At 55.2% G+C, this 15028-nt stretch carries 15 protein-coding genes; 12 read left to right on the top strand and 3 right to left on the bottom strand.

Annotated features, from left to right (window positions below):
- Positions 1-2 precede the first annotated feature (2 nt).
- From BN4275_RS10660 to BN4275_RS10670, 3 genes are all read left to right on the top strand, one after another.
- The gene (locus BN4275_RS10660; protein ID WP_066457864.1) at positions 3-1307 is read left to right on the top strand and encodes a TRAP transporter large permease; all 1305 of its coding nucleotides are present in this window, start codon (positions 3-5) and stop codon (positions 1305-1307) included.
- 117 nt (positions 1308-1424) lie between these two features.
- Positions 1425-2729 carry a TRAP transporter large permease gene (locus BN4275_RS10665; RefSeq protein WP_066457872.1) on the top strand — a complete coding sequence of 435 codons (1305 nt, stop codon included), beginning with the start codon at positions 1425-1427 and terminating at the stop codon, positions 2727-2729.
- A gap of 101 nt (positions 2730-2830) precedes the next feature.
- The gene (locus tag BN4275_RS10670) at positions 2831-4012 is read left to right on the top strand and encodes an MFS transporter (protein WP_202614989.1); all 1182 of its coding nucleotides are present in this window, start codon (positions 2831-2833) and stop codon (positions 4010-4012) included.
- A gap of 65 nt (positions 4013-4077) precedes the next feature.
- On the opposite strand, the gene BN4275_RS10675 is transcribed toward BN4275_RS10670, so the two are convergent.
- Positions 4078-6417: a diguanylate cyclase domain-containing protein gene (locus BN4275_RS10675; RefSeq protein ID WP_066457876.1), complete on the bottom strand. Its 2340-nt coding sequence runs from the start codon at positions 6415-6417 to the stop codon at positions 4078-4080.
- A 226-nt stretch (positions 6418-6643) separates the two neighbouring features.
- On the opposite strand from BN4275_RS10675, the gene BN4275_RS10680 reads away from it, so the two are divergent.
- The 4 genes from BN4275_RS10680 to BN4275_RS10695 are packed head-to-tail and all read left to right on the top strand — an operon-like array spanning position 6644 to position 9527.
- Positions 6644-7036, top strand: a complete 393-nt coding sequence (locus BN4275_RS10680) for a hypothetical protein (protein ID WP_066457878.1) — start codon at positions 6644-6646, stop codon at positions 7034-7036.
- Positions 7033-7845: an EcsC family protein gene (locus BN4275_RS10685; RefSeq protein ID WP_066457880.1), complete on the top strand. Its 813-nt coding sequence runs from the start codon at positions 7033-7035 to the stop codon at positions 7843-7845. The genes BN4275_RS10680 and BN4275_RS10685 overlap by 4 nt, the downstream gene beginning before the upstream one ends.
- A gap of 15 nt (positions 7846-7860) precedes the next feature.
- Positions 7861-9132, top strand: a complete 1272-nt coding sequence (locus tag BN4275_RS10690) for a DUF1576 domain-containing protein (RefSeq protein WP_066457882.1) — start codon at positions 7861-7863, stop codon at positions 9130-9132.
- A 29-nt stretch (positions 9133-9161) separates the two neighbouring features.
- Complete coding sequence (locus tag BN4275_RS10695) at positions 9162-9527, top strand: hypothetical protein (protein WP_066457884.1); 366 nt, start codon at positions 9162-9164, stop codon at positions 9525-9527.
- Positions 9528-9566: 39 nt separating this feature from the next.
- On the opposite strand, the gene BN4275_RS10700 is transcribed toward BN4275_RS10695, so the two are convergent.
- A complete protein-coding gene (locus tag BN4275_RS10700) occupies positions 9567-10373 on the bottom strand; it encodes an MBL fold metallo-hydrolase (RefSeq protein WP_066457886.1) in 807 nt (268 codons plus the stop codon).
- Positions 10374-10606: 233 nt separating this feature from the next.
- On the opposite strand from BN4275_RS10700, the gene BN4275_RS10705 reads away from it, so the two are divergent.
- The 5 genes from BN4275_RS10705 (at position 10607) to BN4275_RS10730 (ending at position 14466) form a co-directional block, all read left to right on the top strand.
- On the top strand, positions 10607-12232 hold the full coding sequence (locus BN4275_RS10705) for a peptide chain release factor 3 (RefSeq protein ID WP_066457889.1): 1626 nt from the start codon (positions 10607-10609) through the stop codon (positions 12230-12232).
- 21 nt (positions 12233-12253) lie between these two features.
- The gene (locus BN4275_RS10710; RefSeq protein WP_066457891.1) at positions 12254-13219 is read left to right on the top strand and encodes a YitT family protein; all 966 of its coding nucleotides are present in this window, start codon (positions 12254-12256) and stop codon (positions 13217-13219) included.
- 269 nt (positions 13220-13488) lie between these two features.
- Positions 13489-13965, top strand: coding sequence for an RNA polymerase sigma factor (locus BN4275_RS10720; RefSeq protein ID WP_066457893.1), 477 nt, complete (start codon positions 13489-13491; stop codon positions 13963-13965).
- A complete protein-coding gene (locus BN4275_RS10725; RefSeq protein ID WP_066457903.1) occupies positions 13962-14186 on the top strand; it encodes a hypothetical protein in 225 nt (74 codons plus the stop codon). The genes BN4275_RS10720 and BN4275_RS10725 overlap by 4 nt, the downstream gene beginning before the upstream one ends.
- A 67-nt stretch (positions 14187-14253) precedes the next feature.
- Positions 14254-14466, top strand: coding sequence for a hypothetical protein (locus BN4275_RS10730; protein ID WP_066457904.1), 213 nt, complete (start codon positions 14254-14256; stop codon positions 14464-14466).
- A gap of 62 nt (positions 14467-14528) precedes the next feature.
- On the opposite strand, the gene BN4275_RS10735 is transcribed toward BN4275_RS10730, so the two are convergent.
- Positions 14529-14951 carry an Hsp20/alpha crystallin family protein gene (locus BN4275_RS10735; RefSeq protein WP_066457906.1) on the bottom strand — a complete coding sequence of 141 codons (423 nt, stop codon included), beginning with the start codon at positions 14949-14951 and terminating at the stop codon, positions 14529-14531.
- Positions 14952-15028: the final 77 nt, after the last annotated feature.

The raw sequence follows: 15028 nt of genomic DNA on the forward strand, positions 1-15028 counted from the left end.
CGATGGTTGATACGAACTTAGCGATTGCAATTTTACTTGGAAGTTTCTTTATTTTAATCATCTGCAAGATGCCGATTACCTTTGCGCTGGCCGCGGCCACCGCGTCTACGATGTTTTATCTGGACATCCCGCTGATGGCGATGGTTCAGCAGATGGCAAAGGCAATCAACAGTTTTTCACTGATGGCAATTCCGTTCTTTATTCTCGCGGGCGAGATCATGGGAGCCGGGGGTATCTCCGACCGCATGGTGGCGTTTGCGAATATCCTGGTTGGACGGTTCCGCGGAGGGCTTGCACAGGTCAACTGCCTGGACAGCATGTTCTTCGGGGGGATCTCCGGTTCGGCCGTGGCGGACGTTTCGTCGCTCGGCTCGATCGTCATTCCGATGATGAAAAAATCCGGATACGACGACGACTTCTCGGTCGCAATCACCGTCACCAGTTCCTGTCAGGGCGTGCTCATCCCGCCAAGCCACAATATGATCATGTATTCGCTGGCGGCCGGCGGCGTTTCGGTCGGAAGACTCTTTCTGGGAGGCTTTCTGCCGGGCGTGCTGGTCGGAATCTCCCTGATGATCGTCTGCGCGGTCATCTCGGTGAAGCGAAATTATCCGCGTGAAAGGGCCGTTTCCTTCCGGGAAGCGCTGAAAATCACCAAAGACGCGCTGCTCGCGCTCTTCACTGCGGTCATCATCATGGGCGGTGTCTCGTTCGGGATCTTCACCGCGACCGAATCGGCCGCGATCGCCTGCATCTATGCGTTTTTGGTCTCGCTTCTTTTTTACCGGGAGCTCAAAATCAGTCAGATGCCCGCGATCCTGATGAACTGCGTCAAGACCCTCGCTATGGTATTCAGCCTGATTGCCGCCGCTGGCGCGTTCGGCTGGATCCTCGCCTACCTGCAGGTGCCGTCGCTCATCACCAACATGCTGCTTACGATCAGTGACAACAAGGTCGTTGTCTTTCTGCTGATCAACCTAATGCTGCTGATCCTCGGCTGCATTATGGATATGGCCCCGCTCATCCTGATCACCACGCCAATCCTCCTGCCGGTTGTCACCGCGTTCGGCATGGACCCGGTTCAGTTCGGCGTCATGCTGATCCTGAACCTTGCGATTGGACTGTGCACCCCGCCGGTCGGCTCCGCGCTCTTTGTGGGCTGCTCAATCGGCAAGATCAAGGTGGAAAAGGTGGTCAAGGCGATGCTCCCGATGTATGCGGGCATGGTGGTTGTGTTGATGCTGGTGACCTTTGTTCCGTCGCTTTCATTGGCGATCCCGCAGTGGATCATGCCTGCGGCGGTGTAACCGGCATAGGGGTCCGACGGCAGGTTTTCCAATAGAGAACAGAATTTTCGGTCAGTGGCAAGACGTTCATCTTCGCAGGATACACGCTGAGAAAAGATGAATGAAGGAGAAATACCTATGATCGATACCAATCTTGCCATAGCAATCCTTCTGGGCAGCTTTTTCGTGATGATCCTGTGCAAACTGCCGATCACCTTTGCACTGGCTGCCTCGTCGACGATGACCATGCTCTATCTGGATATTCCGCTGATGTCCATGGTGCAGCAGATGGCAAAAGCCATCAACAGTTTTTCATTGATGGCAATCCCATTTTTCATCCTGGCGGGTGAAATCATGGGTGCGGGCGGCATCTCCACCCGTATGCTCAATTTTGCAAACGTATTTGTGGGACGCTTCCGCGGCGGGCTCGCGCAGGTCAACTGCCTGGCTTCGATGTTCTTTGGCCACCTTTCCGGTTCGGCTGTCGCGGACGTTTCCTCGCTTGGCACCATCCTCATCCCGATGATGAAAAAAGCCGGTTACGATGAGGACTTCTCGGTCGGCATCACGGTCACCTCGTCCTGCCAGGGCGTCCTGATTCCGCCTTCCCACAACATGATCATCTATTCGGTCGCCGCGGGCGGCGTTTCGGTTGGCCGCCTCTTCATGGGCGGGCTGGTGCCGGGCGTGCTGATGGGCATTGTGCTGATGATCATCTGCGGCTTTATCGCAATCAAGCGCAACTACCCGAAGGGGGAAAAACTCACCCCGCAGCAGGCGCTCAAAATGTCGCTTGACGCGATCCCGGCGCTCTTCACCGCAATTATCATTCTGGTCGGCGTTTCGGCCGGCATCTTTACCGCGACCGAATCCGCGGCAATCGCCTGCATCTATGCGCTGATCATTTCCTTCCTCTATTACCGGGAACTCAAGGTGAAAATGATCCCCGGTATCCTGATGAACTGCGTCAAGACGCTTGCGATGGTATTCAGCCTGATTGCCGCCGCCGGCGCGTTCGGATGGATTCTCGCTTACCTGCAGGTACCGAAAATGATCACCGGGATGCTTCTTTCGGTCAGCTCGAGCAAGATTGTTGTGTTCCTGCTGATCAACCTGATGCTGCTGATCCTCGGCTGCATCATGGATATGGCCCCGCTCATCCTGATTGTCACCCCGATCCTGGTCCCGGTTGTGCAGTCTTTCGGCATGGACCCGGTGCAGTTCGGCGTAGTGCTGATCTTCAACCTGGCGGTGGGGCTTTGCACTCCGCCAGTCGGTTCCGCGCTGTTCGTGGGCTGCGGCATCGGCGGCATTTCGGTGGAAAAGACGGTCAAGGCGATGATTCCAATGTATCTGGGCATGCTCTTCATGCTGATGGTCGTCACCTTTGTCCCGCAGGTTTCTCTGTGGCTGCCGAACCTGGTTATGCCGGCCGCCGTCTAAACCCGAATACGACAACTTCCTTTCCCAATTTTACGAAACGGGGTGCCATTTGGCATCCCGTTTCCGTGCCCTTGGGAATCTGAGAAATGAGGACAATTCCGTTGAACCTGTTAAAAGAAAAACTGCAAAATGCAACCAGCGATCCGCAGCTATTGCTTGTCATTTTCTTTGCGTTTTTTACCAATGGCATGATGAGCACCATGCTCGGCTCGCTTCTGCCGTTCATGATGGCCGAATATAAGATGAGCTACGCGCTGGGCGGCATGGTGCTGTCGGCGCACCAGATCGGCAACCAGGCCGCGGTATTTATCGCGGGGTTCCTGCCGTACCTGCTCGGGCGGAAAAAATCCACCATTTCGCTCGGTGCGGGAATTCTGGTGGGCATGCTGCTGATGAGCGTCACCGGAAACCCCCTCCTGATGCTCATCGCGTTCGCCGCCACCGGGATTGGGCGCGGAACGATGAGCAATATCGCAAATGTGGTCGTTTCGGAGATCACGGTGAACAAAACCAGCTCCCTGAACCTTCTGCATGCCACCTTTGCGGTTGGAGCGCTGCTGGCGCCGTTTTTGACCATCCTGTTCACCGGCCCCATGCGCCTTGACTGGCGCAGCGCGGCGTGGCTGGTTGCGGCCGCTGGCCTTCTGATGCTTGTTGTTTTTGGGCGTTCGTCCCTCTCGGATACGCCTTCCCCCAAGGTGGCCGCAGAGGGCGGTAAGAGCTTTGTGCGTTCGCCGCGCTTCTGGCTGGTCACCGCCATCCTGTTTGCTTACCTGTGTACCGAGGCCACCATTATGGGCTGGCTCATCACCTATTTCAAGGACAGCGGTATTATGGGCGGGACACTGGCGCAGAGCACCTCCTCTGTGCTGTGGATGATGATGCTTGCCGGCCGTCTGCTTTGCGCGGCTTTCTCTTACAAGGTGGATAAGCACAAGCTCCTGGTCGTGATGAGCGCCGCGATCGCGGGCTTTTACCTGCTGATGATCTCCACGCGGGATATCCGGATCATTTTTCCGACGCTGATGGGCCTTGGTATCAGTATGGCGGGACTCTATCCGACCTCGCTTTCCTGCATGGACCCCAGCCACACATCCTCCACGGCGGCGGTCGGCACCTGCATCTCGCTGGCCAGTCTTGGTTCGGTGCTCATGCCGATGGTAGTGGGCGCGATCGCTCAGCACACCGACATCGCGGGGGGCATGGCGGCGATTTCGGTCGCGCTGGTGATCCTGTTCCTGCTGACTGTTGTCAACTTTATCTTTTCGAGGAAAGCGGACTGAAAACAGGCTCTTTTCAGGATAACACAGGAAAGGGCGGCTGCATTTTTTGCAGCCGCCCTTTTCGTTTATGCTTTTCGGAAACGTGTAATATCGTAACAGGAGATTAGTGCGACATTGCTTCCGTCAAGCCACGGCATGTGAGACGCCGTGGCATTGACCCATTTGTTCAGGTAAGGATTATACATCTCCCGCGTGTAATTGCCGGCTTGGTCGCGGAGCATCAGAGCCATCGGACATTGCTCACAAGGGGTTTGCCGGTTCCACAGGGCCTTGTAGCAGAGATCCCCTACCCGCGCATAGGGGAGCAGTTCCAGCAGTCTGCGGTTGAGGAAAAGAAGTTCATAGCTGCCTGGCGCGGTGACATAGGCCAGCGTATTGAGGTGGTCGAGTATTGACTGAGCGATTTGGAAAGATTTCCGAAGCCGCGCCTGGGTGCGCAGCTTGATGAGGAAGGTGCTCAGGATTTTGGCAATGAAAGCAAGGGTGTCCACCTCTTCCTGGGTCCAGAACCGCTGCCCGCCGCATTCGTCAAATCCGACGAAGCCCTTGAACGCCCCTTCGTCCTTGAGCGCGCACTGGAGCATAGCATGGATTCCCTGCGGGTCCAGCACATCGCGCACCGCTCGGGAAAGCCGGGTGATGTCCTCGCAGTAAAAAACGCCGTCCGGTCGGAAGTAATCGAGATAACCGGGTGCGATCGGGATGTCCTGCAGCATGGGCATGGCGGGAGAAATCCCGTCGTTGCACCACTCAAAGGTGTTGGTGGTCCGCTGGTTGTCATCGGAATTTTCCAGAATATAGACCCGGCTGACACCGAAATACCGCCCGATAATTTCCAGGACCATGTTGACCGCACTGTCGAGATCCTTGGCCTCATAGAGGATGTGGAAAATATATTCCGAGATATTTTCCCGCAGAAGCTTGTGCCCGCTGTGCGGCGGCTCCAATTGAGTGCGCTCCCGGTAAACATACTCCCGGTCCACCTGGCTGTCGTAAAGCGCATACTGGTTCTTTCCCCCGTCTTTGGCGCGGTAAAGGGCGTTGTCAGCGTTTTCAAAGAGCATGCTGTAAGAACTGCCGTCCCGTGGGCTTATGGCAATGCCGATGCTGCCGGAAATTTTATAATCGCTCTGCCGCCCGGTGAAAGTGCGGCGGAAGATCTCGGTCAGCGCCTGGGCTTTCTGCTGGATAACCGATTCATCCTTCAGGCCCTTCATAAAGACCAGGAATTCGTCCCCGCCAATCCGCCCGACAATATCGTCGGAACGGAACAGGCTCTGGGTTTTTGCCGCAACGTCGCTGAGCACCGCATCGCCAAGCAGGTGGCCAAAATTGTCATTGATCGATTTGAAGTCGTCGATATCGATGATAAAAAGCGCCCCGAGCAGATCCTTGCCTTCACCGGCCAGGTATTCGTCCACCAGGGATGCGGTGCAGGCCTTGTTATAAACCCCGGTCAGCGGATCGCGCATTGACTGCATCTCGATGGAAAGCAGTTTCTTTTTCTGTTCGTCAATGTCCCTGACCTTTCCAATAAGCTTCACGATCTGACCACGGGAATTTTCAATGGGGACGATGGTAACACTGATCCAGATATATTTCTTATGGGAATTGAGCACCCTGCATTCAAAGGTGAGCGAACGTTTGTCTTCAGCGGCCATCTGGGAAATCTGCTGGCGGGAGAGTGTCCAGTAGAAGTTTTCGCGGTCGTCCGGATGGATGCACGCCTGATAGGGAAACGGGTCTTCGGGTGTGATCTTATAGACCGGCTGCAGGCCGATTTCGACGCTCAAAGGGGAATCATTGCAAATGATGAGCAGTTTTTCATAATCGATCTCAAAAATCACATCGTTGGTTGCTTCCAGTACCAGCCGGTAACGCGCTTCATTTTCATGCGCCTGGGCATAGATCTGTTCAAGCTCGCCGACCTTTTCTTCAATTTTTTCGCGCAGATCCTGATCGTTGAATCCCGCAAGGCTTCGGGAGAAATAATCCCCCGCGATCTGCTCCGGGTTCGGCACCGAATGGTGCAGGTGCAAAACCCGGAAGGAATCCCCGCAAACGCGCAGAACAACCGAAAAACGGGTATCGATCCCGCTGGTTTCCGAATTTGGAAGATCGGGTTCGGCGGAGAATTCCCCATACACAATCACAATTTTCGAGTCGAAAGCCACGGCCTTATACCAGTCCCGTGTGATCGAAAACCGACCGCCCCAATCGTCCCGTTCGGCAAACAACAGCTCACGGGCGTTCTGGATACTGTGGCAGATTTCGAATTTGCCAGTGCCGATCCAGGTGATCCGGTCATCCAACGCGGACAGGACGGCCGGGATATCACGGGAAACCAGATAGCTGTGCAAGAGTTTTTGCACGAAGGATACAGCGCTGGTTTCTAAAAGTTCCATCGGACGTCCTCCTTTCCGCTTTGCCCCTGAATTCATTTCCATATCATTAATTTAACCTACTTTTCATAAAAACACAATAGGAATTTCGGAATTTGCATAAATGGGATACCTTAAGAATATGGTATTTACTTTACGTTCATGAAAGGCTGCCGCGCGTATGTTAAAATAATAATATCTATACAAAAACCGGCACAGAGGATACCGGTATAAAGGGGATTTTCAAAAGATGAATTGGCTGCGAAGGTTTATGATGGGACGCTATGGGACCGATCAGCTCAACTACACGCTGCTGGCGCTCGCGTTGACGCTGATGTTATTGGAACGTTTGGCGGAATGGCATTTTCTCTATCTGTTCTCCTTCCTGGCGCTGGCCGTCTGCTACCTGCGGATGTTTTCACGTGATATCACGCGGCGCTACCAGGAAAACCAGCGCTTCCTGCAGGTGTTTGGGCCGGTGCGGCGGCGCTTTTCGAGCGCGGTGAGCGCCGTGAAGGATTCGCGCACCCACTGCCATTTCAAATGCCCTTCCTGTGGGCAGAAGCTGCGCGTGCCGCGCGGGAAAGGGAAACTCAGCATCACCTGTCCGAACTGCAGAACCCAGTTCGTGAAGAAAACATGAGACCGATGAAACCGGAAAACAAAACGATTGCCAAACAGTTTGCCAAGGTGCAAAAGCAGGAACAAAAACTCCTTGCAAAAAAAGAATCCCCGCTGGGGAAAAAGGTTTCCGCCGTTGGGAAAAAGGTGGAGCAGAAGCTGCCGGAGCCGGCGCTCGACGCCATGCGGGCCGCGTTTGAGAAGGGGTTTGCGTTTGTGTTCCAAAACGGCACCGGCGTCATTGAAAAGGCGGGCGCAGCCCAAAAGAAGCGCGACTCCTACGAGCTGAACGCGTTTGCGCTGCAAAGGGACCCCAGCCGCAAAAATTTTAAGCGGTTTGACTGCGCGGCGGGGCGGGCGGCGCTCGGAAACCAGGCGCTTTCGGCGGCGGAAGGCGCGCTGCTGGGCGTGCTTGGGATCGGGCTGCCGGATGTCCCGGTGTTCATTGGGGTGATCCTTAAAACGGTTTATGAAGCAGCGGTGAGCTATGGCTTTTCCTATGAAGACGAAGCGGAGCGGACGTTTGTGCTGGCGGTCATTTGCGCGGGCGTGAGCAAAGGGGACGAGAAACAGCAGTGGTCAGCGCGCGCTGACCGGATCGGATATGCCATCGATACGGGAAAGGTATTCCCGCAGAAGCCGGATGACCTCCTGCGGGAAGCGTCCGCGCTGCTCGCCGACCGGATGCTGGCCGCGAAATCGGTGCAGGGGCTTCCGGTGGTCGGCGTGGTCGGCGGCGTGACCAACAGCGTAATGATCGGGCAGGTGGGCCGGATGGCGGGGCTCAAGTATAAAAAGCGTTTCCTGAACAGGCAAAACGGAATAAAATGAGGAGGGAGCAAAAATTTGTATAGATATCTCACCTACGACAAAAATAAGCAGGGAGATTTCGTTTATGGGACAATGGTGATTTTTTCATTGCTGCTGATCTCATTTGGTTTCGTGTGTGATACGCCGCGCAATATTTTTGACGGCGTGATTGCCATTGTCAGGACGCAGGCGGGGCTTATCACCGACTCGATCGTGGTCGGAGGCCTGGGGGCGGCATTTGTGAATTCCGGCCTGGTGACCCTGATCTCGATTGTTCTGCTGCGGCTTTGTAAACTGACCTTTTCCGGCATCAGTGTGGCCGCGCTTTTCCTGATGGCAGGTTTTGCGCTTTTCGGCAAGGATGTGTACAATATTTTCCCCATCATCCTGGGCGGTTTTCTCTATTCGCGCTACCAGCATGAACATTTTGGACGGTATATCTACATTTCGCTGTTTGGCACGGCGCTCGCGCCGATTGTCACTGAAATGCGGACCATCACCGCCGATCCTACCCTGAGTTTTCTGCTGACCATCGGGATGGGGATCCTGATCGGATTTTTGCTGCCGCCGATCGCGGCTTTCACCATGCGGGTGCATCAGGGCTATAACCTTTATAACGTCGGCTTTACGGCCGGGCTTATCGGCATGGTGATGGCGTCGCTCTTCCGTTCGATGGGGCGGGTGTTCGAAACTCGCTTTGAATGGAGCAGCGGGAACAACGCGATACTCGCCATTTTTTTGTTCACCCTGTTCCTTTTAATGGTCGTGAGCGGCTGGGCGCACAATGGCTGCAGTTTTAAAGGGGTGGTTGCGGTCACCCGGCACTCCGGCCGCGCGGTTGCGGACTTTGTGCTGCTGGACGACTACCCGGTGACGCTGATCAACATGGGGATTGTTGGGGCATTCGCCACCGTCTATGTGCTGGTGGTGGGCGGTTCGCTTAACGGGCCGACCATCGGCGGTATTTTGAGCATCTGCGGGTTTGGCGCGTTTGGAAAACATCTGCGCAATATCATCCCGGTGATGGCGGGCGTAGTGCTGAGCTCTTTCTTTATGGTCTGGCGGCTCAGCGATCCGGATGTGCTGCTGGCGGCGCTTTTTTCCACCGGGCTCGCGCCGATCGCGGGACAGTTTGGATGGAAATGGGGCGTTATAGCGGGCGTCGTACATGCGTCGGTGGTGCTCAATGTGGGATTCCTGCACGGCGGGCTGAACCTGTATAACAACGGGTTTGCGGCTGGCCTGGTGTGCATCGTGCTGATCCCGCTGATTGAAGCGCTGCAAAAGAAAGACGCCTTTACAGGTTAACAAGGACAAGGAAAAAAGAGGTTAGAGAGATGAACTACACGGCGAAAAAAATGTCAAAGATCATCGATGAGATGACGGGTTTCTTCCTGCGAATGGGAGCGGATGATATCCAGATGGAGCTGCGGAAGCTCAGCGAGGGATTTCAGCTGAAAATTACCAGCAACTATCTGCCCGGTCAGCGCGAGCGGCTGGAGGATCTTAACCGGTTTTTGACAGTTAAGGAGAAGGACGAGGGGCTTGAAGAGTTTTTCTGGCAGGTAGCGGGGGTGAGCAGTTCCGGCAGCGACAGCGAAATCCACCTGATCGGCCAGATGATTGACCAGGCTGAGGTGCAGATCGGAGAGCGGACGGTTGCGGTGACCCTCTTCAAAAAGTTCGACCACCCGCGCGGATAATACGAAAAAAGCGAAAGCCAAGATGGCTTTCGCTTTTTTTTAGCGGAGGGTTATGGTTTCCAGGTCGTACGGCACGAAGAGATTGCCTTGGTAATAGTTCTGGCCTTCGGTGGTGTAAAGCTCCTTGCGGCGGTCGTAGTTTTTGTCCTCGGTGTGCCAGAGCACCAGGTTCGGAATTTTCATCTGTCCGGCGAGTTCACAGGCTTCCTTGACTGTGCTGTGGTGCTTTTCGTAGGGCTTGAAGCGTTCCCGGTCTGCGTAGAGGCAGAATGCTTCGCAGAGCAGCCAATCCGCGCCCAAAACATAACGCTCACAGGCGGGATTATAAGGCTCGTCCCCCAGGCAGCAGAGCTTTTGCCCATCCGAAAGCAGCAGCGAAAAGCCGTACTGCTTTTCCTTGGTGGAGTGGATGTCGAAGAAGGTGGTCTCGTATCCGCAGATTTCCCGGGTCTCGCCGTCCGCGACCGGGATAAAGTGGATGCGCTGCCCGATGTGCTTTAGGAATTTTTTGTCCAATGTGAGCTGGCAAAGAGTGACGACTGGATCAATGAGGCCGTCATGGCAGTAGATGCGCAGGTCGCCTTCGTATTTACCTTTATTCATCAGCGTGGCCGCAAGCCGCACGATCCAGATGACCCCGACCACATGGTCGGAATGCTTGTGGGTGACGATGAGATCGTGGATGTCGCCGATCCCAATCCCGGCCTTTTCGAGCTGCACAAGGATGCCGTTGCCGCCGCCCGCGTCCACCAGCAGCGTGCCGGCGCCCCCGCGGATGGCGAAGCAGGTGTTATAGCATTTGGTGACGGTTGCGTTGCCCGTCCCGAGTACAATGAGCTGATCCATTGGATGTCCCTCCCGAATTGTTTCAAACAGTCTCTATTATAACCGTACAGAAGCCGGGATGCAAGGCGGGAACCGCCCGGAGAAGTTGTTTTGGTGCGCGGAAAGAAAATTTTTGTCCGCAAAGCTACAATCTATTGCGTCAAACAGGCAAAAATGGTAATATTAAAACTTAGAGCGCGAACGGCGCGCAGTGCGGCGAAAGGCCGTCTCAATAGCATCTGGAGGAATCATCTTTGTCGAATTTAAAAAGCGAAATTGAAAAACGCCGTACCTTTGCAATCATCTCGCACCCGGACGCGGGTAAAACCACCCTGACTGAAAAATTCCTGCTCTACGGCGGGGCGATCCAGCTGGCGGGCGCGGTCAAGGGCAAAAAGAACTCCCGCCACGCCGTTTCGGTCAAGGGCAAAAAGAACTCCCGCCACGCCGTTTCCGACTGGATGGAGATCGAAAAGCAGCGCGGAATCTCGGTCACCTCGTCGGTCATGCAGTTTAACTATGACGGCTACTGCATCAATATCCTGGACACCCCGGGACACCAGGACTTCTCGGAGGACACCTACCGCACCCTGATGGCGGCGGATTCGGCCGTCATGGTCATCGACGCGGCCAAGGGCGTCGAGCCGCAGACCCGCAAGCTTTTCAAGGTCTGCCTTCTGCGGGATATCCCGATTTTTACCTTTATCAACAAAATGGACCGCGAGGCGAGAAGCCCCTTCGATCTGTGCGAACAGATCGAGCAGGAGCTCGGTATCCAGACCTACCCGGTCAACTGGCCGATCGGTTCCGGGCGGGAATTCAAGGGGGTCTACGACCGCCACAAGCGGGAGATCATCGCTTTTGAGGCGGGGGAATACGCCAACGGCCAGAAGGCGGTCGCTTCGACCGAATACGCGCTTGGCGACCCGCGCCTGGACGAGGCGCTCGGCCAGGCGCTGCACGCGCAGCTTTCGGACGACATCGAGCTTCTCGACGGCGCGAGTTATGAATTTGACCTTGAAAAGGTCCGCCACGGCAAGCTCTCACCGGTCTTTTTCGGTTCGGCGCTCACCAACTTCGGCGTCGAGCCGTTCCTCGAGGATTTTCTCAAGATGACCACTCCGCCGCTGCCGCGCGAATCGAGCGAAGGGGTTGTCGATCCGTTTTCGCCGGATTTTTCAGCTTTTGTATTTAAAATCCAGGCGAACATGAACAAGGCCCACCGAGACCGCATCGCGTTCATGCGCATCTGCTCGGGGGAATTCACAAAGGGCATGGAGGTCATGCACGTGCAGGGCCAAAAGAAGATCAAGCTCGCCCAGCCCCAGCAGCTGATGGCGCAGGACCGCGAGATCATCGAGAAGGCCTACGCGGGCGACATCATCGGCGTGTTCGATCCCGGCATCTTCTCGATCGGCGACACGCTGTGCGCCGCAAACAAAAAATTCCAGTTTGCGGGCATCCCGACCTTCGCGCCGGAGCACTTCTCTCGCGTCCGGCAGACCGACACCCTAAAGCGCAAGCAGTTTGTCAAAGGGGTCACCCAGATCGCGCAGGAAGGCGCGATCCAGATCTTCCACGAGCCGCACACCGGTATGGAGGAAGTAATTGTGGGCGTGGTGGGCACCTTGCAGTTTGACGTGCTGCAGTACCGGCTGCAAAATGAATACGGCGTGGAAATCCGTATGGAGGGGCTGCCGTACCAATACATCCGCTGGATCGAGAATGAAGAGTTTGACCCCAAAACGCTCGATCTCAGCTCCGACACAAAGGTTGTGCAGGACTTTAAGGACAACTACCTGCTGCTCTTTACAGACGAATGGAACATCCGGTGGGCCACCGACCGCAACAAGGAGCTGGTCCTTTCGGAGTTTGGATGATAATTCTACGGAGGCGCTTTTATGCGGCGGGGAAATTCTGCAAAATTCAGGGAATGGGCCACTGACTTCGGCTTTTTTATCGTCGGCGGGGTACTTTACGGGCTGTCGGTCAACCTGTTCACCGCGCCGAACCAGATCGCGCCCGGCGGGCTCACCGGCCTTTCGACCGTGTTCAATTTTCTGTGGGGCACGCCGATCGGCGGCGTGATTTTCCTGCTCAATATCCCGCTGTTCCTCTGGGCAATCCTCTCGGTTGGCTATAAGCTGGTGATTAAGACGATCGTGGCCACGGCGGTATCTTCGGCTGCGATCGATATTCTGAGCCTTGTGGTCCCGCCGTACCAGAATAACCTCATGCTGGCCGCCGTGTTCGGCGGCGTGGTCGAGGGGTTCGCGCTGGCACTCATTTTTATGCGCGGAGGCACAACTGGCGGCACCGATATGGTGGCGCGGCTGTTGGGAAGATATTTTCCGCATATCTCGATGGCGCGGCTGATGATGTGTCTGGACGCCTTGGTCGTGACCTTTGCCGCGTTCGTCTATCAGAGCCTTGAGAGCGCGATGTACGCGCTGATTGTGATCTTTGTCGCCACCCGGCTGATCGATGCGGTGCTCTACGGTACCGACGCGGGCACCGGCAAGCTGCTCTATATCATCTCCGAGAAAAATGAGCAGATCGCAGCGCAGATTCTCACCGATCTCGACCGCGGCGTGACCTATCTGAAGTCCCGCGGCGCCTACAGCGGCCGCGAAAGCGAGTTGCTGCTCTGCGCGGTGCGCAGGTATGAGGTCTGCAAGGCAAACGCAATTGTACGGGAGCTGGATCCGAACGCCTTCGTCATTGTGGGCGACGCGGGTGAAATCTCCGGTGAAGGCTTCCGGCAGGTAAAATCCGGGGATAAGACGCTGCGGGAGTTGCTAAGGCGGAAAAATAGGCATAAGAAAAAGGACGGCGGATGCACGGGCGGTGAACGCTGCAGGAAATGAAAACGTCGGCAGGATTGGCAGAAGCTTTATCATAAAATTTCCTTCTATTGAAGAAAACGGGCGGAAACGCTCGTTTTTTTATATGTTGAAACAATGGGCGATGGCCTGCACGATGGTTTATATAACCAAACCGTGGCGGAAAAAGGGAGGAAAATTGCACAAAAATAAATTTTCAAGAATTTTTGTGCGAAATGTGTCCCCAAACGGCAAACCGTATGGTTATGATTAGTACACGATAGAATAAAAATCTGGAAAGGCAGGGGAGCGCTATGGAAAAAGCCGGGCTGGCGGACACGCAGTATCAGGCTTTATACGAGCGGATGGTGCCGGGGCTCTATAAAAGCGCGCTTTACCTGCTTGGAAGTCAGGAGGCCGCTGAACAAGCGGTGGTGCAGGCCTTTGCAAAGAGCTGTTCGGAGGAAAGCGGACAGGAGGATGCGTCCCTGCCGCTGAAATTCTCCAAAAACCTGGTGGATGCATGCAGTAAGATCGAGAAGGATACGCACTATATCAGCGAGAAGGTCATTTCTTCCGGGAATGCCAAGGTGGTGCAGTCGCTCGCGGCGCTCACCTTCGGGGATCGCAAGCTGATTGTCCTGGCACTGGTGCAGGGTTGTTCCGTGCCGGAGATCGCGAAGATTGTCGGGCTTCCCGGCTGGATTGTGGAAAGACGCCTGCGCCGTGTGACGGGGGATATGATGCGCCCGTTCCGGCAGAGTGTAACTTGTGGGAGGGAGCCAGCATGAAAAAAGTATTGGCGGCATTTGCGGTTCTGCTGGCGGCAGCGGCTCTTTCGGGCTGTATGCGGCATTACAGCGACGCGGAGTATCAGAAGGTGATCGACGAGGTAAGCTACAAATACAACGTCACCCTCAAGGTCGATCTGGACGGCAACTACAACATCACGCCGGATCAGCTGCGCGCGCATCTGGAAGCGGTGGCGATGGAAGCGCGGCAGGCTGCCTGACCGGTATCTTTTGGGGCGCAGCGGCATAAACTGGAGTATCCCAGTTTGTGTTTATGGAGGCTTCAAGATGAATTTACGCAACAATCAGATCACGGTGGGCGAGATCCTTGCAAATCCACAGGCGCGTACGCTTCTGAGCCGGGAATTCCCGATGGTGATGGGCAGCCCGATGCTTGCGCGCGCGCGCAATATGCCTTTGCAGAACGTGCTTTTTTATGCAAGGCGGTATGTCCCGCAGCAGAAAATCAATCAGGTGCTTGCCCAGCTGCAGGCAGTCTGAAAACAATAAAAGGGGCGTATCCGCTTTGGCGGATACGCCCCTTTCTATTTGGAAACGGCCGGTCATCCCTGGATTTCGATCCGGCGGGACGACGCCGGGATTTCACCCCGTTTGGGCAGGAAGAGTTCCAATACGCCGTTTTTATATTCGGCGGTGATCTCATCGGCTTTGACGCCGGAGATGTCAAAACTTCTTGCAAACGAGCCATAGCTGCGTTCGCGGCGGATAAAGTGGTCCTTCCGGTCTTCTTTTTCCTCGCTGTGCTGAGCGGTGATGGTTAGGCGGTCGTTGTCGATATCGATGTGGATATCTTCTTTCTGAAAGCCCGGCAGTTCGGCCTGGAGCACAAATTTATCGCCTTTATCAAGGATATCAGTGTTAAACTGTGCAAAGTCACCCAGATGGCCGAAAAATTGTTTTTCCATATCGTCAAAATATTTCTGCAAATTGTGTTCTCTGCGTTCAAAAGGCATCAGATCAAACATATAAAAATCCCCTTTCAAGTTTACCGTGTTTGTGTTTTAAGTGTTGTTCTGACCGCCTGCGGGATTGCCCACAGGGG

Source organism: Anaerotruncus rubiinfantis, assembly GCF_900078395.1.
Taxonomy (GTDB): Bacteria; Bacillota; Clostridia; order Oscillospirales; family Ruminococcaceae; genus Anaerotruncus; species Anaerotruncus rubiinfantis.

Bases quoted from the DNA above. Each gene is read 5' to 3' on its own strand.
- BN4275_RS10660 (WP_066457864.1), top strand. From the start codon at position 3: ATGGTTGATACGAACTTAGCGATTGCAATTTTACTTGGAAGTTTCTTT.
- BN4275_RS10665 (WP_066457872.1), top strand. From the start codon at position 1,425: ATGATCGATACCAATCTTGCCATAGCAATCCTTCTGGGCAGCTTTTTC.
- BN4275_RS10675 (WP_066457876.1), bottom strand. From the start codon at position 6,417: ATGGAACTTTTAGAAACCAGCGCTGTATCCTTCGTGCAAAAACTCTTG.
- BN4275_RS10680 (WP_066457878.1), top strand. From the start codon at position 6,644: ATGAATTGGCTGCGAAGGTTTATGATGGGACGCTATGGGACCGATCAG.
- BN4275_RS10685 (WP_066457880.1), top strand. From the start codon at position 7,033: ATGAGACCGATGAAACCGGAAAACAAAACGATTGCCAAACAGTTTGCC.
- BN4275_RS10695 (WP_066457884.1), top strand. From the start codon at position 9,162: ATGAACTACACGGCGAAAAAAATGTCAAAGATCATCGATGAGATGACG.
- BN4275_RS10700 (WP_066457886.1), bottom strand. From the start codon at position 10,373: ATGGATCAGCTCATTGTACTCGGGACGGGCAACGCAACCGTCACCAAA.
- BN4275_RS10710 (WP_066457891.1), top strand. From the start codon at position 12,254: ATGCGGCGGGGAAATTCTGCAAAATTCAGGGAATGGGCCACTGACTTC.
- BN4275_RS10720 (WP_066457893.1), top strand. From the start codon at position 13,489: ATGGAAAAAGCCGGGCTGGCGGACACGCAGTATCAGGCTTTATACGAG.
- BN4275_RS10725 (WP_066457903.1), top strand. From the start codon at position 13,962: ATGAAAAAAGTATTGGCGGCATTTGCGGTTCTGCTGGCGGCAGCGGCT.
- BN4275_RS10730 (WP_066457904.1), top strand. From the start codon at position 14,254: ATGAATTTACGCAACAATCAGATCACGGTGGGCGAGATCCTTGCAAAT.
- BN4275_RS10735 (WP_066457906.1), bottom strand. From the start codon at position 14,951: ATGTTTGATCTGATGCCTTTTGAACGCAGAGAACACAATTTGCAGAAA.